We start from the raw sequence: 16,777 nt of genomic DNA, 5'->3' as shown, positions 1-16,777 counted from the left end.
TAAGGGTATGCTTCCTGATAGCCTTCTCCTTTTCATCGTTCTGGCGCCCGGTATCGCGGCGCTGTTCGGTCTGTTTCACAAGATCATCGGTGATCGGATCGTCATGCTGGTCACCACCGGTACGGTGCTGACTGCGGGCGCGCTGTCGCTCTACCAGCTCTTTGCCTATGTGGCGGGCCTTGGCCTTGTCGGCGGACATGAAGCCCACGCAGCGCTGGACGCTTACCTGACCGCTGGCCCCGCGCATGGTACGCAGGCGCTGAAGCAGCACATCATCACGCTGATGCCGTGGATCGAGGTGGGCAACTTCAAGGCTAACTGGGCGATCCGGGTGGATGCGCTGTCCATTGTCATGATGGCGGTCATCACGGGCGTCTCCGGCCTCGTTCACCTCTATTCGTGGGGGTATATGAGCGAAGAGCCGCACAAGGCCCGCTTCTTTGCCTATCTCTCGCTCTTCACCTTCATGATGCTCATGCTGGTGGTGGCCGATAACTTCATCCAGCTGTTCTTCGGCTGGGAAGGCGTGGGTCTCGCGTCGTACCTGCTGATCGGCTTCTGGTACACGAAGAAGGCGCCGAATGATGCCTCGATCAAGGCCTTCGTGACCAACCGCGTGGGCGACTTTGGTCTTGCTCTCGGCATCATGGCTGTATTCTTCGTGTTCGGCAGCGTCGAGTTCGGCCCGGTACTGGATGCGATCCGGAACAACGTCATCGTGACGCCGGTTGCGTTTGCAGAAGCCGCGCCCGCCCGCGAAGTTATCATCTCCTTCCTCGGCCAGCGCGTTTATGCGCTCGAGCTCATCGGTATCCTGCTGTTCATCGGCGCGATGGGTAAGTCGGCACAGTTCTTCCTGCACGTCTGGCTGCCGGACGCCATGGAAGGCCCGACACCGGTGTCCGCGCTCATCCACGCGGCAACAATGGTGACGGCGGGTGTCTACCTCGTCTGCCTCGTCTCGCCGATCTATGAATACACGTTCTATGCGGCCGGTATGATCACGCTGGTGGGAGCCGTCACGGCGCTCTACGCCGCTACGGTGGGCATGGCTCAGAACGACATCAAGCGCGTGATCGCCTACTCAACCTGTTCGCAGCTGGGCTACATGTTCTTCGCGGCCGGCGTTGGCGCGTATGAAGCGGCGATGTTCCACCTCTTCACGCACGCCTTCTTCAAGGCGCTACTCTTCCTTGGTGCCGGCTCCGTCATTCACGGGATGCACCACGAGCAGGACATGCGCCGGATGGGCGGCCTGGCGAAGTTCATGCCGCTGACCTACGCCGCCATGATGATCGGCACGATCGCCATCATCGGCCTCGGCATCCCGCACACAAAACTCGGCTTCTCCGGCTTCTTCTCCAAGGATGCGATCCTCGAGAGCACGTTTGCAGGTGGCAGCGCGCAGGTGATGTTTGGCCAGATGGCGTTCTGGTTCGGTTTGCTGGCAGCATTCCTGACGAGCTTCTATTCCTGGCGCCTGATCTACATGACCTTCCATGGTCCACTGACGCAGCATGGCGAGCATCACGATCACGGGCATCACGACACCCATGAGAGCGAAGACGTAAAAGGGGAGGAGCATCCTGCTGACGATCATCATGCGCACACGCCGCATGAGAGCCCGATGGTGATGCTCATCCCTCTGGGCTTGCTCAGCATGGGTGCAATTTTCGCCGGCTTCTATTTCTATGATGCCTTCGTGGAGGCCAACAACGAGGCGTTCTGGGCTGGCGCAATCTACCGCGCCGCAGAGAACCATGTTCTCCATGATCGTCACAATGTACCGGAATGGGTTCTGTGGGCGCCTCTGGTGGTTACCATCGCCGGCTTCGTGCTGGCGAGCATGACCTACTTCTTCAACAGAGGTGTGGGCGCGCGGATTGCTGCCAGCGGTGGACCGCTTCATGCGCTGTTCTCAAACAAGTGGTATTTCGACGAGATCTATCAGGCCACGCTGGTCCGCGGTTCCGCCTTCCTCGGAAACATTTTCTGGAAGGCAGACAAGAAGATCATCGATGGCGTCGGACCGGATGGAGTGGCCTGGTTTGCCGGCTTCAGCGCCCGCCGTCTCGCAAAACTCCATACAGGTTATCTTTATCACTATGCGTTCGTGATCATCGGGGCCGCCATTGTCTTTGGCGCGATCCTGTGGCTGCGGGCCGGAGGGGCCAACTGATGGGCGGTTTCCCCATTCTCACAGCAACGACATTCCTGCCTCTGATCGGGGCGCTGCTGATCGTACTTGTGCGGGCGGCCACGGCCGGCAGCCGTGCGGTCGCGGATGATGGCCGGCAGAACCGCGCCATTCTCATGGCGTCGTTGATCATCTCGGCAGCGACATTTGTGCTGTCGGTGGCGGCTTTCGTGTCGTTCGACGCGTCCCAGCCAGATTACCAGCTGGTCGAACAGCATACCTGGTATGGCCCGATCAGCTACAAGCTGGGCATCGATGGCCTGTCGATTTCGCTGATCCTGCTCACGACGTTCCTTACGCCGATCTGCCTGCTGGCAAGCTGGAATTCGATCGACAAGCGCGTGACCGAGTATGTGGTCGCTTTCCTCGTCCTTGAGACATTCATGATCGGCGTTTTCACTGCGCTGGATCTGGTGCTGTTCTACATCTTCTTCGAAGCTGGCCTTATCCCGATGTTCCTGATCATCGGTATCTGGGGCGGGAAGGACCGTATTTATGCGTCCTTCAAATTCTTCCTCTATACGCTGATCGGCTCGCTTCTTCTGCTCGTGGCGGCAATCTACATGATCCAGGCAGCAGGCTCGGCAGACTTCGAAGTGCTGGAGCAATACGCCTTTGATCCCAGCGTTCAGACTTGGCTCTGGTTGGCCTTCCTCGCATCCTTCGCGGTGAAACTGCCCATGTGGCCGGTCCATACCTGGCTGCCGGATGCGCACGTTCAGGCGCCGACGGCGGGCTCCGTGGTGCTTGCCGGTGTCCTGTTGAAAATGGGCGGCTATGGCATGCTGCGCTTCTCGCTGCCGATGTTCCCCGATGCGAGCGCGTTTTTCCAGCCGATGATGTTTGCTCTGGCCGTTGTGGCGATCATCTACACGTCGCTCGTCGCCTGGCGGCAGACGGATATGAAGAAGCTGATTGCTTACTCCTCTGTCGCGCACATGGGCTTCGTCACTCTCGGTATCTTCGCATTCAATGAGACGGGCATACAGGGCGCCATCTTCCAGATGCTGAGCCACGGCCTCATTTCCGGCGCGCTCTTCCTTATCGTCGGCGTGGTCTATGACCGGATGCATACCCGCGAGATTGCTGCCTATGGCGGCCTCGTCAGCCGCATGCCGATTTATGCCGGCTTCTTCATGCTGTTCACGATGGCCAATGTCGGCCTTCCGGGCACCAGCGGCTTTGTGGGGGAAATCCTCACCATGGTCGGCGGCTTCCAGGCGGCAACCTGGGCAGCCTTCGGCGCCGCCTTCGGTGTGATCTTCTCGGCCGTCTACATGCTGACGCTGTATCGCCGGACAGTCTTTGGCGAGATCACCAATCCCCACCTTGAGGATATCAAGGACATGAACCGGATCGAATGGGTTTGTATCGCCCCGCTCGCGGCGCTGACGATCCTGTTCGGTATTGCTCCGAACCTCATTTTCACCGTCACCGGTGGTGCTACCGCGCGCATCATCGCGCTCATGGCGGGAGGCCAGTAAGCCGATGCTCGACACTCAATCCATCCTGCAGGCGCTCGCGCCCGAACTCTGGCTCGCTGCGTCCGGCCTTATACTGGTGCTGGTCGGCGCCATTGTCGGGGAGCGCTTCAACAGCCTTTCCTACAAGGTGGGCGCGCTGGTTCTGTTCGGGGCGGCGGTGCTGTCCGCCATCCACCTCCAGGGCGGCGAGGCGTTCAATGGCCTGGTCAAGACGACAACCTTCACGAACTTCACCAAGGTTATCAGCTTCACGCTGGCGGGCGTTGCGGTGTTTGTGTCGGAGGGCTTCCTGAAGCGCCACGGCATCAGCCGCTACGAATACCCGCTGCTGATGGTTCTCGGCTCTCTCGGTATGGGCATCACCCTGTCGTCCAACGACCTGATGACGCTCTATATGGGTATCGAGACGCTGAGCCTTTCATCCTACGTGCTCGCAGCCTTCCATCGGGACTCCGCACGGTCATCCGAGGCAGGCCTCAAATACTTTGTTCTCGGCGCGCTTGCCTCTGGCATGCTGCTCTACGGCGCGTCCCTCGTTTATGGCTTCACGGGCACGACGTCCTTTGACGGTCTGACGCTGGCAGGGGAGTCTGTAGGCGCCATGTTCGGCATGGTGCTGATGATTGTCGGCTTGGCGTTCAAGATCTCTGCTGCGCCTATGCACGTCTGGACGCCGGACGTTTATGAAGGTGCGCCCACACCGGTCGTTGCGTTCTTCGCGTCGGCGCCGAAATTTGCGTCATTGGTCGTCTTCGCCAATGTGATGTTCACGCTGTTCGGCAGTGTGATCCATCAGTGGCAGCTCATCGTGGCAATCGTGGCGGGTCTCTCGATGATTGTCGGTTCACTCGGTGGCCTGACGCAAACCAACATCAAGCGTCTGCTCGCCTATTCGTCGATTGCCAATGTCGGCTATGCACTGGTCGCGGTGGCGGCGGGGCAGGCGCTTGGCGCGGCGGCGCTGCTCACCTTCTCCACGATCTACGTTGTCTCTTCGCTTGGTCTATTTGCCGGCGTTCTGGCAATGCGCCGCCGCGGCGGCATGGTTGAGAGCATCCAGGAGCTTGGCGGGCTTGCGCGCCGTCAGCCGGTCTTTGCCATTGCGATGACGGTTCTCGTTCTTTCCGTCGCCGGGCTTCCGCCATTTGGAGGTTTCTTCGGCAAATACGAAGTCCTGCGTGCGGGCGTGGATGCCGATCTTGTTCCGCTGGCCATCGTGCTCGTCATCGCCTCGGTGGTTTCGCTCGGATACTATCTGCGGCTTCTGAAAGTGATGTGGTTTGATGAGCCGAAGGAAGCTTTCGAGCGGGTGGATGTGTCCGTACTTGGTACCGTGATCGCTTGCGCCGTGGTGGCTGGTGTCGTGTTCATGATCTTCATCGGAGAACTCGGTACAGGTGGCTGGGCAAGCTATGCTGCTGCGGGTCTGGCCCCTTGAGCGCTTCCTGGCCGGTTTACCGGTTTGAAGAGATAGACAGCACCAATACCGAGGCAAAACGGCGGGCCGGCTCCGGCCAGTTTGACGAGCAATGGATCGTGGCGGCGTCTCAGTCCTCAGGCCGCGGCCGTCAGGACAGGGTCTGGTCTTCGCCCGTCGGGAACATCTTCACCACGGCGCTCTTTGCGGAGCCGGGCGGCATTCCCGTGGCGCTGCGGGTCCCCTTTGCGGCGGCCATGGCGGTGGTGGATACCGTGCGGACATTCGCGCCTGACGCGCCGGTCAAGGTAAAGTGGCCCAACGATGTGAGGATCGCCCAGCAGAAGGTGTCCGGCATCCTGGTTGAAACGGGCGGCGCTGGCGGGGATCTTTGGGTCGCAGCGGGCACCGGCATCAATGTGGCTTATGTGCCGGAGAATGTGGGGCAGGCGGCGACCAGTCTCAATCTGTTGAGCGGACAAAATCTTGAACTAAGTCAAGTGATTGGTGTCTATCATTCCGCCTTTGAGGCCCGGCTCGCGCAGGCGCGCAGAGGCTTTGAAAGCCTCCGTCGGGACTGGCTTGATTATGCCGAGGGTAGGGGACAGGAAGTCTCCGTTCGCGTCGGCGAAGCCTTTGTGCGGGGTGTATTTGAAGATTTGGAACTGGACGGCGCGCTGCGTCTGCGGTTGCCCGATGGAAGCACGCGCATCATAAGAGCGGGCGAAGTCAGCCTCATCGGACAAGCCTAAATCATGCTTCTGGTCATCGACGTCGGCAATACCAACACCGTGTTCGCGCTGCATGATGGGCAGAATTGGGTCAACCAATGGCGCAGCGCAACGGATTCCACGAAGACTGCCGATGATCATGCCTCCTGGCTCTGGCGCCTGGCGGACATGCAGGGGGTCGACCTCTCGAAGGTAAAGGGCTGCGTCGTCTCCTCCGTGGTCCCGCACGCGCAATTCAATTTCAGAAATCTGGCGCGGCGTTACCTCAATGTAGAGCCTCTGTTCATAGGCGAGCCGGGTATCAAGACCGGCATGGACCTCAGGGTTCGGCACCCGGAACAGGTGGGCGCTGACCGTATCGTGAGCGCGCTGGGCGCGCATGTCGCTTATCCAGGCGATCTGGTGGTGATCGACAGCGGCACGGCCACAACATTCGACATTGTGTCTGCCGATGGTGCGTTTGAGGGTGGCATCATTTCGCCGGGTATCTATCTATCCATGAGAGCGCTGCATGACGCGGCGGCCCAGTTGCCCCGAATCGCCATCCAGAAACCGGCGCAGGTCATTGGCAAAGACACCGTCTCTGCCATGCAGTCTGGCGTGTTTCTTGGATACATTGAGTTGATTGATGGTCTCGTGCGCCGGATCAAGGCGGAATGGGGGCGCCCCATGACGGTGATTGCGACAGGGGGCGTCGCTTCTCTGTTTGAAGGCGCTAGTGAGACGATTGATTATTATGACCAGGACATCCTCATCCGGGGCCTTCTGGAAGTCTGGAAGCGGAACCGTTGACCATTAGAAATACCCCCTTCGATCAGTCCAAGGACGAACTTGTCTTCCTCCCCCTCGGCGGATGCGGCGAGATCGGGATGAACCTGAATGCGTATGGCTATGGCCCGCCTCATGCCCGGAGGTGGATTGTCGTGGATGTGGGGGTAACCTTCGGAAACTCTGAAACGCCCGGGATTGATTTGATCTGTGCCGATCCCGATTTTCTCGTGGGCGAACAAATTGATGCCGTTTTCCTGACCCACGCACATGAGGATCATATCGGCGCCGTGGGGCTGCTTTATCCTCTGCTGCGCACCAAAGCGCCAATTTACGCTACCCCCTTCACCTGTGAACTCGTCCGCTCAAAGATGGATGAGCGCGGCGTGGATCATAAATGGCTGAAGACGGTTTCCATGGGCGCCACCGTCAAGGCCGGTCCTTTTGAAGTGACCTACGTGACGCTCACGCACTCCATTCCCGAGCCCAATGCGCTCGCAATCCGGACACCTGCAGGCGTGATCCTGCATACGGGCGACTGGAAGATAGACCCCAATCCACAGATCGGTGCGACTACGGACATTGAGGGGCTGACCGCGCTGGGTGATGAAGGTGTTCTCGCCATGGTGTGCGATTCCACCAATGTGTTCGAAGATGGTGAAGCGGGGTCGGAAGAGACTGTACGCCAGGGCCTGATCGAGTTGATTGCCGAGCAGAAACAGGCTGTCGCGGTCACCACCTTTGCCTCCAACGTGGCGCGGGTGAAGTCGATCATTGATGCGGCCAACCGGGCCGGACGTAGCGTCTGCCTTGTCGGGCGAAGCATGCACCGTGTTACGGCGGCGGCCAAGGCGGTTGGCATTCTGCCTGCGCGCCTCGATTTCGTGGATGAAGCGGAAGCCGGTTACCTGCCTCCTGAAAACATTCTCTATCTCTGCACCGGTAGCCAGGGCGAGGCCAATGCTGCGCTCTCGCGCATAGCGAGGGGAGACCACCGCCATGTGGCGCTGCGCGAAGGGGATAGCGTGATCTTCTCCTCGCGCCTCATCCCCGGAAATGAGAGCAGCGTTTACAGTCTTCAGAACACCCTGGCGGAGCAGGGTATACGGGTCATCCATCCCCGGATGGTGCCGCAAACAATCCACGTATCCGGACATCCTTGCCGGGATGAGCTGCGCCGGATGTATCAGTGGGTGCGGCCGCGTATCGCTGTGCCGGTCCATGGTGAACGCAGGCATATTCTCGAACATGCCGCCTACGCCCGTTCGATGCAGGTGCCGGAAGCCGTGGCGCCTCGTAATGGCAGCCTGATCCGCCTCGCACCGGGCGAAGCAGAAATTCTGGATGAGGTGCCCGCCGGCCGCCTCTTCCTGGATGGCAGCCGTCTGGTGCCGGAAGGCGCTCAGGGCCTGATCGAGCGCAAGCGCCTGCACAATAGCGGCATCATCTTCGCAACCGTGAGCCTCGATCAGGCTGGGCGCATTGTCGATGGACCGGTCGTTGTCGTGAAAGGGCTTTCCGAGACCGATGGCCGCGTGGCCGAGGAAAGTCTTGAAATCCTTGATGACGCGGCCGAGGCGGCCCTTGCCGGGCTTTCAAAGAAGGACCGCGGCGATGATGAGGCGATCGAGCGCGTTATGGGCCGTGCATTGCGAAAAGCTTGTGATATCAATTTCGGCCTGAAGCCGATGATTGAAGTGGTTGTGCTGAGGAGCTGAGATTTTCATGAGCGAATTCAAGATTGGTCCGCTGAACCATGTTGGCGTTGCGGTGCCTAACATTGAGCAGGCCTGCGAGACCTACCGGACGCTGTATGGCGCAACGGACATTACGACACCGTTCGACATGCCCGAGCAGGGCGTGAAAGTCTGTTTCGTGAACCTTCCCAACAGCCAGATCGAGCTGATCGAGCCGCTGAATGAAGCTTCGCCGATTGCGAATTTCCTCAAGAAGAACCCGGCTGGTGGGCAGCATCACGTCTGTTTCGAAGTAGCGGACATCAATCAGGCCGTGACTGAAATGGAAAAGCGCGGCGCCACCGTGTTGGGCAAACCGCGTATCGGCGCTCATGGCACCATGATCATTTTCGTTCACCCGAAGAACTCCAACGGGGTTCTGGTTGAACTGATGGAAACGCCCAAAGGTCACCACTGATGGGGATTGCGGGCGCCACAATCGTCTTTGTTCTGGGGTGGTGGATCACCTTCTTCGCTGTTTTGCCGATTGGGGTGAAGGGGCAATGGGAAGACGAGTCCACCACGCCTGGTACGGAAGAGGGGGCGCCTAAGAACCCGATGCTGGTCAAAAAAGTGATCTGGGCCACCATTGGCGCCGTAGTGATCACGGCCGTTGCTGCGCTGGTTATTCCTCTCCTGCTTGCGGAACCGGTCTAGCTCCGGCTAGTGAGCGTGAAAGAATTCCGTAAAAGTCTGGATGATTCATGCGCCTGTCGAAGTTTTTCCTGCCTGTTTCCAAAGAAGCTCCGGCAGATGCCGCGATCGTTTCGCATCAGTTGATGCTGCGTACTGGCATGATCCGCCAGAACGGTGCTGGAATCTACTCATGGTTGCCATTGGGCTTCCGGGTGTTGAAACGGATCGAGCAGATTGTGCGGGAGGAGATGAACCGTTCCGGCGCCATCGAGATGCTGATGCCCACGCTTCAGCAGGCAGACCTCTGGCGCGAGTCTGGCCGTTACGACGATTATGGCAAGGAGATGCTCCGCATCAAGGACCGCCATGACCGGGACATGCTGTACGGCCCCACCAATGAGGAACTGGTTACGGACGTTTTCCGCACCTACGTAAAAAGCTACAAGCAGTTGCCGCTGAACCTCTATCACCAGCAATGGAAGTTCCGGGATGAGGTGCGTCCGCGCTTTGGCGTCATGCGGGGGCGGGAGTTCCTGATGAAGGACGCCTATTCCTTCGATTTGACGGAAGAGGGCGCCCGGGCAGCTTATCGCAAGATGTTCTGCGCCTATCTGAACGCCTTTGACAGGATGGGGCTGACAGCCATTCCGATGCGGGCAGATACCGGCCCTATTGGTGGGGACTTGAGCCATGAGTTCATCATTCTGGCGGAGACGGGTGAGAGCGCGGTGTTCTGTGACAAGGCCCTGCTGGACCTGCCGGCGCCAGGCCTTGACCTCGATTTCGGCGCGGATCTGACTCCCTTTGTCGACGAACGCACCAGCTATTACGCCGCCACTGAGGAAATGCACGACGAAGCAGCCTTCAACGCGCTGCCGGAAGATCGCCGCGTGTCGGCGCGCGGTATCGAGGTCGGCCACATCTTCTACTTCGGCACCAAATACTCCAAACCCATGAACGCCGTCGTTCAGGGGCCGGATGGGCAGATGGTGCCCGTCCAGATGGGCAGCTATGGCATCGGCGTTTCTCGCCTGCTCGGCGCTATCATTGAAGCCTGTCATGACGAGAATGGCATTGTCTGGCCGGAAGCGGTCGCGCCTTTCGATGTGGGTCTGATCAACATGCGCCCGGGCGATGAGGCATGCGATGCCGCGTGCGAAACTCTGTATGCGGCCATGACCGCAGCGGGCCGCGAAGTGCTCTATGACGAAACGGATGATCGTGCCGGGGCCAAGTTTGCGCGTATGGACCTGATTGGTTTGCCCTGGCAGACGACAGTTGGTCCGCGCGGCGTGGCTGAAGGCAAGGTTGAGGTAAAAAACCGCAAGACCGGCGAAAAACACGACGTCAAAATTGAAGACATGCTGGCTCAGCTGAAAGGCTCCTGATGAGCGCGACGCCCTCTGCCACTCCGTTCGGCAAGCTGGAGCGGACGCTTGCTTGGCGATACCTGCGGGCACGCCGGGAGCATGGCGGCGCAAGCCTGATTGCTGTGATCTCGTTCATCGGCATTTTCTTTGCTGTTGCCGCACTGATCATCACCATGTCGATCATGAGCGGGTTCAGGGCGACCCTGCTGGACGCGCTACTGGGCGGAGAACCTCACATTTCGGCCGCTGTGGATGGCATCCCCCAGGATGAGGCACAGGCGCTTGCCAAGGTTATTTCCGAAACGCAGGACGTGGTCAGCGTTTCGCCTTACATTGAGCAGTTTGTGCTCCTCTCCGCCAATGGGGTCCGCACCGGCGGCGTTGTCAGGGCTGTTCCGCCGGCAGATCTCAAAACCATGCCAATCCTCAAGGATGGCGGCGCAGCGGCTTTGGCGGCCGGGTTTGGCGAAGGCCGGAATGGCGGAAACGTCATCATGATTGGCCAGTACCTCGCCGCCAATCTCGGTCTGCAACCAGGCGATAGCGTTGAAGTCGTGACCTCTCAGATGCGGTCTGGTCCCATCGGGCAGACGCCGATCAGCAAAGCTTACATCGTAGGGGACATCTTCCGCACCGGCTCCGCGCAGCTCGACAATGTGTACGTCTTCATGCCGATGGAACAGGCCCAGATCCTGTTTCAGTCGAAGGGCCGCTACCAGTATCTGGATATCCGCGTGAAAAATCCGGATACAACCGAGATCGTGATGCAGCGCATCGCGGAAGCGACCGGCTACAGCTTGCTTTTGCGTGACTGGAAAACCAAGAACCGCACCTATCTCGGCGCGCTACAGACAGAGCGTGTCATGGTGCGTCTTCTGGTGACCATCATCATGATGATCGCCACACTGAATATCATCGTCGGTGTGGTCATGCTGGTGAAGAACAAGACACGGGATGTCGCGATCCTTCGTACGATTGGCCTCAGCCGCGGTGGCGTCCTCAGGGTTTTCCTGATGGTGGGAACCGTTCTTGGTTCTCTCGGCGCGCTGCTGGGGATGGTCGTCGGTGTTCTCTTTATTCTGAATATTGGCCCGATCGAGGCGCTCATCAATCTGGCGATTGATGGAGAGGTATTCCCGGCCGAACAGTATGGGCTCGATCATCTCCCGGCAGTTCTGGACTGGGGGGAAGTGTTCAGCACAGGCGCCTATGCGCTTGTCATGTCGATGCTTGTCTCGTTGATCCCGTCTATCTGGGCCTCATCCCAGGATCCGGTGAAAGCCCTGAGGTTCGAATGACACAGCCTGTACTCGAACTTATCGGGATTGACCGCACCTACCGCACGGCTGCCGGGGCGCTGCAGGTGCTGCGGAGCACAGATCTGCGCGTTTCACCAGGAGAGCTGGTTGGCCTGGTTGGGCCGTCAGGTTCAGGCAAGTCCACTCTCTTGCACACGGCCGGTTTGCTTGAGCGGCCAGAAGGCGGATCGATATTTCTCGATGGAATCGATTGCCTGAAGCTGAATGACAATGGCCGCACCGGCATCCGCCGGCGGAAGATCGGCTTCGTGTACCAGTTCCATCACCTGCTGCCCGAGTTCAACGCCATCGACAATATCGCAATGCCGTTGATGATTGCCGGGGTAAAGAAATCAAAAGCCAGGGAAAAAGCCTCCCGCCTGCTGGCTGAGATGGGCCTTGAAGAGCGGGCCTTCCATCAGCCCGGCCAGCTTTCGGGAGGCGAGCAGCAGCGGGTCGCCATTGCCCGCGCGCTTGCCAACGATCCGAAACTCGTGATTGCCGATGAGCCAACAGGCAATCTGGATCCGGCGACCACAGAGCGGGTTTTTGGAACGCTCATCAAGATGGTGCGGGAAGAGGGGGCGGGGGTGCTTGTCGCGACCCACAACCTGGCGCTGACCCGGCATATGGACCGCGTGCTGACCCTTCAGGATGGCAAGCTGGTCGACTACACAGAGTGATCCTTTTGTGGACTGCTGGCGGCAGATGCTTCCAGCTTTGCTGATTCGGTGAGATTATCCGCGCGGAAGAGGATTGCCGCGTGACGAAACCCGTTTTTATTCATCTTGCTGTCCGCTCCAGCTATTCGCTGCTGGAGAGCATGATTACGCCGTCTGATCTGGCAAAATGGTGCAAGCAGCACAGCATGCCCGCGATGGCGGTGACAGATCGGAACTGTCTCTTCGGCGCGCTAGAGCTGTCACTGAAGCTGGCGGACTATGGGGTCCAGCCCATCATGGCCTGCTGCTTCGACGTTACCGATGGGTCACCCAAGGCGGAGCCTTTCCGGTTGACCGCCTATGCTCAGGATGATGTGGGCTACGAGCGCCTCATGTTCCTCTCTTCCCGCGCCTATTTGGAGGCAGAGGATGGCGTGCCCCGCCTTCACAAGAAATATCTGCTCGAGAATACCGAGGGACTTATCCTTCTGACGGGCGGCTCTGAGGGCGAAATTGCGCGGCACATTCTGAAAGGGCGCATGGCCGATGCCCGGACAGAGATGGCGACGCTCGCGGCCGCCTATCCGGGGCGCTGCTATGTCGAGATTACGCGTCATGGCACTCAGGACGAGATCAAGACGGAACAGGGACTGGTAGAACTCGCTTACGAGCTCGGCCTGCCGATTGTGGCAACCCATGACGCCCGCTTCATGAAGCCGGACGACGTCACGGCTCATGACGCCATGATGTGCATCGCCAATGGACAATATCTGGGTCAGGACGACCGCAAACGGGTTGAGCCGGATCAGTACCTGAAGTCTCCCGAAGAGATGGTCGCCCTGTTCGACGATCTTCCGGAGGCCATTGCCAATACTCAGGAAATCGCCCTGCGTTGCTCGGTGCGGGCTGAAACCCGAAAGCCGATCCTGCCGAACTTCAGCAAGGAAGGGCGCTCGGAAGCAGAGGAGCTTGCCTATCAGGCGCGCCAGGGTCTGGAACAGCGCCTGGCGGAAGCAGACCGTCTTTATGCGGATAGAGAGAAGTACTTTGAGCGCCTGGACTATGAACTCGGCATTATCGCCCGCATGGGGTTTCCCGGCTACTTCCTTATCGTTTCGGACTTTATCAAGTGGGCGAAAGCCAATGGGATTCCGGTCGGGCCCGGCCGGGGTTCGGGCGCGGGCTCTCTCGTCGCCTGGGTGCTGTCAATCACCGATCTGGACCCTCTGCGGTTCGACCTTCTGTTCGAGCGCTTCCTGAACCCTGAACGCGTCTCGATGCCCGACTTTGACGTCGATTTCTGCCAAGAGCGGCGTGGCGAAGTGATCCGCTACGTCCGCGAGAAATACGGCGCAGACAGCGTGGCTATGATCATCACCTTCGGTACGCTTCAGGCAAAGGCCGTGGTGCGCGATGTAGGCCGGGTGATGCAGATGCCTTACGGGCAGGTGGACCGGCTTGCCAAGTTGATTCCGTTCAACCCCGCTAAGCCTCCGACGCTTGATGAGGCGATTGCAGCGGAGCCGAAGTTTGATGAGGAAATAGCAGCAGACCCGCGCGTAGGGGAATTGATCGACACAGCGCGGGCGCTGGAAGGCATGTACCGCAACGCCGGCACGCACGCTGCCGGTGTCGTCATTGCTGACCGCCCGCTTGTTGAGTTGGTGCCGCTCTATAACGATCCGCGTGCTGATCTTCCGGCTACACAATTCAACATGAAATACGCCGAGATGGCGGGTCTGGTGAAGTTCGACTTCCTTGGTCTCAAAACCCTCACGGTGATCGACCGGGCGCTGAACTTCATCGGGCGGGATGGTGGCGAAGTCGGGCCTGCCTGGCGGAGCATGGATGATCCGGCGACTTATGAGCTGATGGCGAGCGGCGAAACACTCGGTGTGTTCCAGCTCGAAGGCGCGGGCATGCGCGACACGCTACGCCGCGTGCGTCCCAATAACATTGAAGACCTGATCGCGATCATTTCGCTCTATCGGCCCGGGCCGATGGAGAACATCCCCGTTTATGTTCAGGGTAAGGAAGACCCCGCCTCTGTGCGCTACCAGCATCCTGATCTCAAGCCTGTGCTGGAGGCGACCTATGGCGTGCCTGTTTATCAGGAACAGGTCATGAGGATGGCGCAGGAGATTGCCGGCTATTCTCTGGGTGAAGCAGATCTTCTCCGCCGCGCGATGGGCAAGAAAAAGCTCGAAGAGATGATTGCGCAGCGCAAGCGGTTCGTGGAGGGCGCAGCAGCCAATAAGGGGATGAAGGAATCCCTCGCCAACGAAATCTTCGACACGATGGAGAAGTTCGCCGGCTACGGCTTCAACAAATCTCATGCCGCCGCCTATGCGCTCATCGGTTACCATACGGCGTTCCTGAAATGCCACTATCCGAAGGAGTTCTTGGCTGCCTCGATGAGCCTCGATATCGGGAATACCGATAAGCTCGCGGCCTTCTTCCAGGAAGCCAAGCGTCTGCGGATCCGGGTGTTGGCGCCCGCGATCAACGCGTCACAGCCGGATTTTGACGTGAATGCGGAGGGGATCGTCTACGCGCTTGGCGCCATCAAGGGCGTTGGTATTGAGGCGATGAAGCATGTCGTTTCTGTTCGCAATGAGGGAGGCCAGTTCAAGGATCTCTATGATTTCGCCGAGCGGGTCGATCCAAGACATGTGAATAAGAAGGCGCTGGAATCTCTGGCCAAGTCTGGCGCTTTGGATGGGCTGGAAGCAAGCCGGGCGCGCGTACTGGCAGCGGTTCCGTTGCTGGCTCAGTATTGCGCCAGCCAGGCTGAAGATCGCCAGGGCGGGCAGGGGGGCTTGTTCGGCGAGGCTGAGCCGGCGCTGCGCCCAGACTTTCCGCCCTCCAAACCCTGGACGGCTCAGCAGAAGCTGGACGAAGAGTTCAAATCCATTGGCTTTTATTTCTCCGGTCATCCCCTGGACGATGTCCTGACCTCGATTGACCGGGACCGCGTGACCCTCGCCATGGAGATCCATGAGCGCGCCGCTGATGGCAAGCCGCTGGAAATGATCGGGATCGTGCGATCGAGGAACGACAAGCCGAGCAAGAATGGCGGCAAATTCGCGTTTCTGACGATTTCGGACCCCACAGGCGAGCTTGAAATGATGGTCTTCAATGAAGGCCTTCAGCAATACGGCGATCTGCTCCAACCCGGCAAAGCGGTGGCCATTACGGTGACGGCCAAGCTCAACGGGGAGGAGCTTCGCCTCAATCTCGACCGGGCGATTGAACTGGAAGACGCAAGGTTGTCCAAGCCTTCCGGCTCTTTGCTAGTTCGGCTGGGGCCTGATTCAAATCCGGCAGATCTGGCCGGAGTGGTGCGCCGGCTGGAGCAGCTTCCCGATGGCGACAGGGGCATCATTTTCATCGAGCTCATCCTAGAGGATGGCCGCATCGTGACAATGAGACTGCCCCAAACCTACACCATCGGCCTGCGGGCCCAGCGCGCCCTGAAGGAAGTTCCGGGGGTGGAGAAGGTCGATCCACGCCAGGCAGCCTGAATCTACGGTGTTTTGGGACTTGTTGTTTCGCCTGAATTGAGTATACGCGCGCATTCTAAACCATGTCGCGGGTGCATCCGGTGCGACGGGATTTCCCGTAGTTCCCCCTGCGACGGCCAACCGGATGGAGAAAATCGATGGCCCTTCCTGACTTCTCGATGCGTCAGCTGCTCGAGGCTGGTGTTCACTTTGGTCACCAGACCCACCGCTGGAACCCACGCATGAAGCCGTATATCTACGGCGAGCGTTCCGGCATCCACATCATGGACCTTTCGCACACGGTTCCGGCGCTTCACCAGTCGCTGGTCTTCGTGCGTGATACCGTTGCCAAAGGTGGCCGTATCCTGTTCGTGGGTACCAAGCGTCAGGCTCAGGAGCCCATCGCTGAAGCCGCTCAACGCTGCGCTCAGTATTACATGAACCATCGCTGGCTCGGCGGCACGCTGACCAACTGGTCGACCGTTTCCAACTCGATCAAGCAACTGCGCGAACTTAACGCGATGTTCGAGAGCGGTGGCGGCGCCGGCCTGACCAAGAAAGAGCTGCTCGACCTGCAGCGCCGCCGCGAGAAGCTGCAGAAATCGCTCGGCGGTATCGCAGATATGGGCGGCCTGCCGTCTGCCATCATCGTGATCGATACCAACAAGGAAGCGATCGCTGTTCAGGAAGCCCGCAAGCTCGGCATTCCGGTGGTTGCTGTCCTCGACACCAACTGCAACCCGGCCGACGCTGACTACGGTTTCCCCGGCAACGACGACGCTGCCCGCGCGATCTCCCTTTACTGCAACCTGTTTGCTGATGCCGTGCTCGATGGTCTGGCTGAATCCACAGCAGGTCTCGGCGTTGATCTTGGCGCTGCTGCGGACATTGCGTCTCTGGCAGATGCCGACGTCAAACTCGCTGACGAAGAAGCTGCAGGCGAAGCTTAATCGCTTCTCCTGCCAACCCAAGATG

Annotated in this window: 13 protein-coding genes; all 13 read left to right on the top strand. The window is 59.3% G+C overall.

Annotated elements, in window-relative coordinates; translation table 11 throughout:
- The first annotated feature begins 7 nt into the window (after window positions 1-7).
- Window positions 8-2,179 (top strand): NADH-quinone oxidoreductase subunit L, encoded by a 2,172-nt coding sequence (gene nuoL / locus HPO_RS13805; RefSeq protein WP_035600012.1) that lies wholly within the window; start codon window positions 8-10, stop codon window positions 2,177-2,179.
- Window positions 2,179-3,681 carry an NADH-quinone oxidoreductase subunit M gene (locus HPO_RS13800; RefSeq protein WP_035600010.1) on the top strand — a complete coding sequence of 501 codons (1,503 nt, stop codon included), beginning with the start codon at window positions 2,179-2,181 and terminating at the stop codon, window positions 3,679-3,681. The genes nuoL and HPO_RS13800 overlap by 1 nt, the downstream gene beginning before the upstream one ends.
- A gap of 4 nt (window positions 3,682-3,685) precedes the next feature.
- Window positions 3,686-5,119, top strand: coding sequence for an NADH-quinone oxidoreductase subunit NuoN (gene nuoN, locus HPO_RS13795; protein WP_035600008.1), 1,434 nt, complete (start codon window positions 3,686-3,688; stop codon window positions 5,117-5,119).
- Window positions 5,116-5,850 carry a biotin--[acetyl-CoA-carboxylase] ligase gene (locus HPO_RS13790; protein ID WP_051612627.1) on the top strand — a complete coding sequence of 245 codons (735 nt, stop codon included), beginning with the start codon at window positions 5,116-5,118 and terminating at the stop codon, window positions 5,848-5,850. The genes nuoN and HPO_RS13790 overlap by 4 nt, the downstream gene beginning before the upstream one ends.
- A complete protein-coding gene (locus tag HPO_RS13785) occupies window positions 5,851-6,621 on the top strand; it encodes a type III pantothenate kinase (RefSeq protein ID WP_370454422.1) in 771 nt (256 codons plus the stop codon). It begins immediately after the preceding gene.
- 77 nt (window positions 6,622-6,698) lie between these two features.
- Window positions 6,699-8,315: a ribonuclease J gene (locus HPO_RS13780; RefSeq protein ID WP_370454423.1), complete on the top strand. Its 1,617-nt coding sequence runs from the start codon at window positions 6,699-6,701 to the stop codon at window positions 8,313-8,315.
- 7 nt (window positions 8,316-8,322) lie between these two features.
- On the top strand, window positions 8,323-8,751 hold the full coding sequence (gene mce, locus HPO_RS13775) for a methylmalonyl-CoA epimerase (RefSeq protein WP_035600003.1): 429 nt from the start codon (window positions 8,323-8,325) through the stop codon (window positions 8,749-8,751).
- Window positions 8,751-8,990, top strand: coding sequence for a DUF1467 family protein (locus HPO_RS13770; RefSeq protein WP_035599999.1), 240 nt, complete (start codon window positions 8,751-8,753; stop codon window positions 8,988-8,990). The genes mce and HPO_RS13770 overlap by 1 nt, the downstream gene beginning before the upstream one ends.
- A 47-nt stretch (window positions 8,991-9,037) precedes the next feature.
- Window positions 9,038-10,357, top strand: coding sequence for a proline--tRNA ligase (proS, locus tag HPO_RS13765; protein WP_035599998.1), 1,320 nt, complete (start codon window positions 9,038-9,040; stop codon window positions 10,355-10,357).
- Complete coding sequence (locus tag HPO_RS13760) at window positions 10,357-11,637, top strand: ABC transporter permease (protein WP_035599994.1); 1,281 nt, start codon at window positions 10,357-10,359, stop codon at window positions 11,635-11,637. Before proS ends, HPO_RS13760 begins: the two co-directional genes overlap by 1 nt.
- Window positions 11,634-12,320 (top strand): ABC transporter ATP-binding protein, encoded by a 687-nt coding sequence (locus HPO_RS13755; RefSeq protein WP_035599992.1) that lies wholly within the window; start codon window positions 11,634-11,636, stop codon window positions 12,318-12,320. The genes HPO_RS13760 and HPO_RS13755 overlap by 4 nt, the downstream gene beginning before the upstream one ends.
- An 80-nt stretch (window positions 12,321-12,400) precedes the next feature.
- The gene (gene dnaE / locus HPO_RS13750; RefSeq protein ID WP_035599988.1) at window positions 12,401-15,823 is read left to right on the top strand and encodes a DNA polymerase III subunit alpha; all 3,423 of its coding nucleotides are present in this window, start codon (window positions 12,401-12,403) and stop codon (window positions 15,821-15,823) included.
- A gap of 137 nt (window positions 15,824-15,960) precedes the next feature.
- Complete coding sequence (rpsB, locus tag HPO_RS13745) at window positions 15,961-16,752, top strand: 30S ribosomal protein S2 (RefSeq protein ID WP_035599986.1); 792 nt, start codon at window positions 15,961-15,963, stop codon at window positions 16,750-16,752.
- Window positions 16,753-16,777 lie beyond the last annotated feature (25 nt).

Origin of the sequence: Hyphomonas polymorpha PS728 (genome assembly GCF_000685315.1) — a bacterium.
In the GTDB taxonomy this organism is placed as follows: Bacteria; Pseudomonadota; Alphaproteobacteria; order Caulobacterales; family Hyphomonadaceae; genus Hyphomonas; species Hyphomonas polymorpha.
The sequence above is the reverse complement of the archived record's forward strand: the minus strand, read 5'-3'. Positions and strand labels throughout refer to the sequence as shown.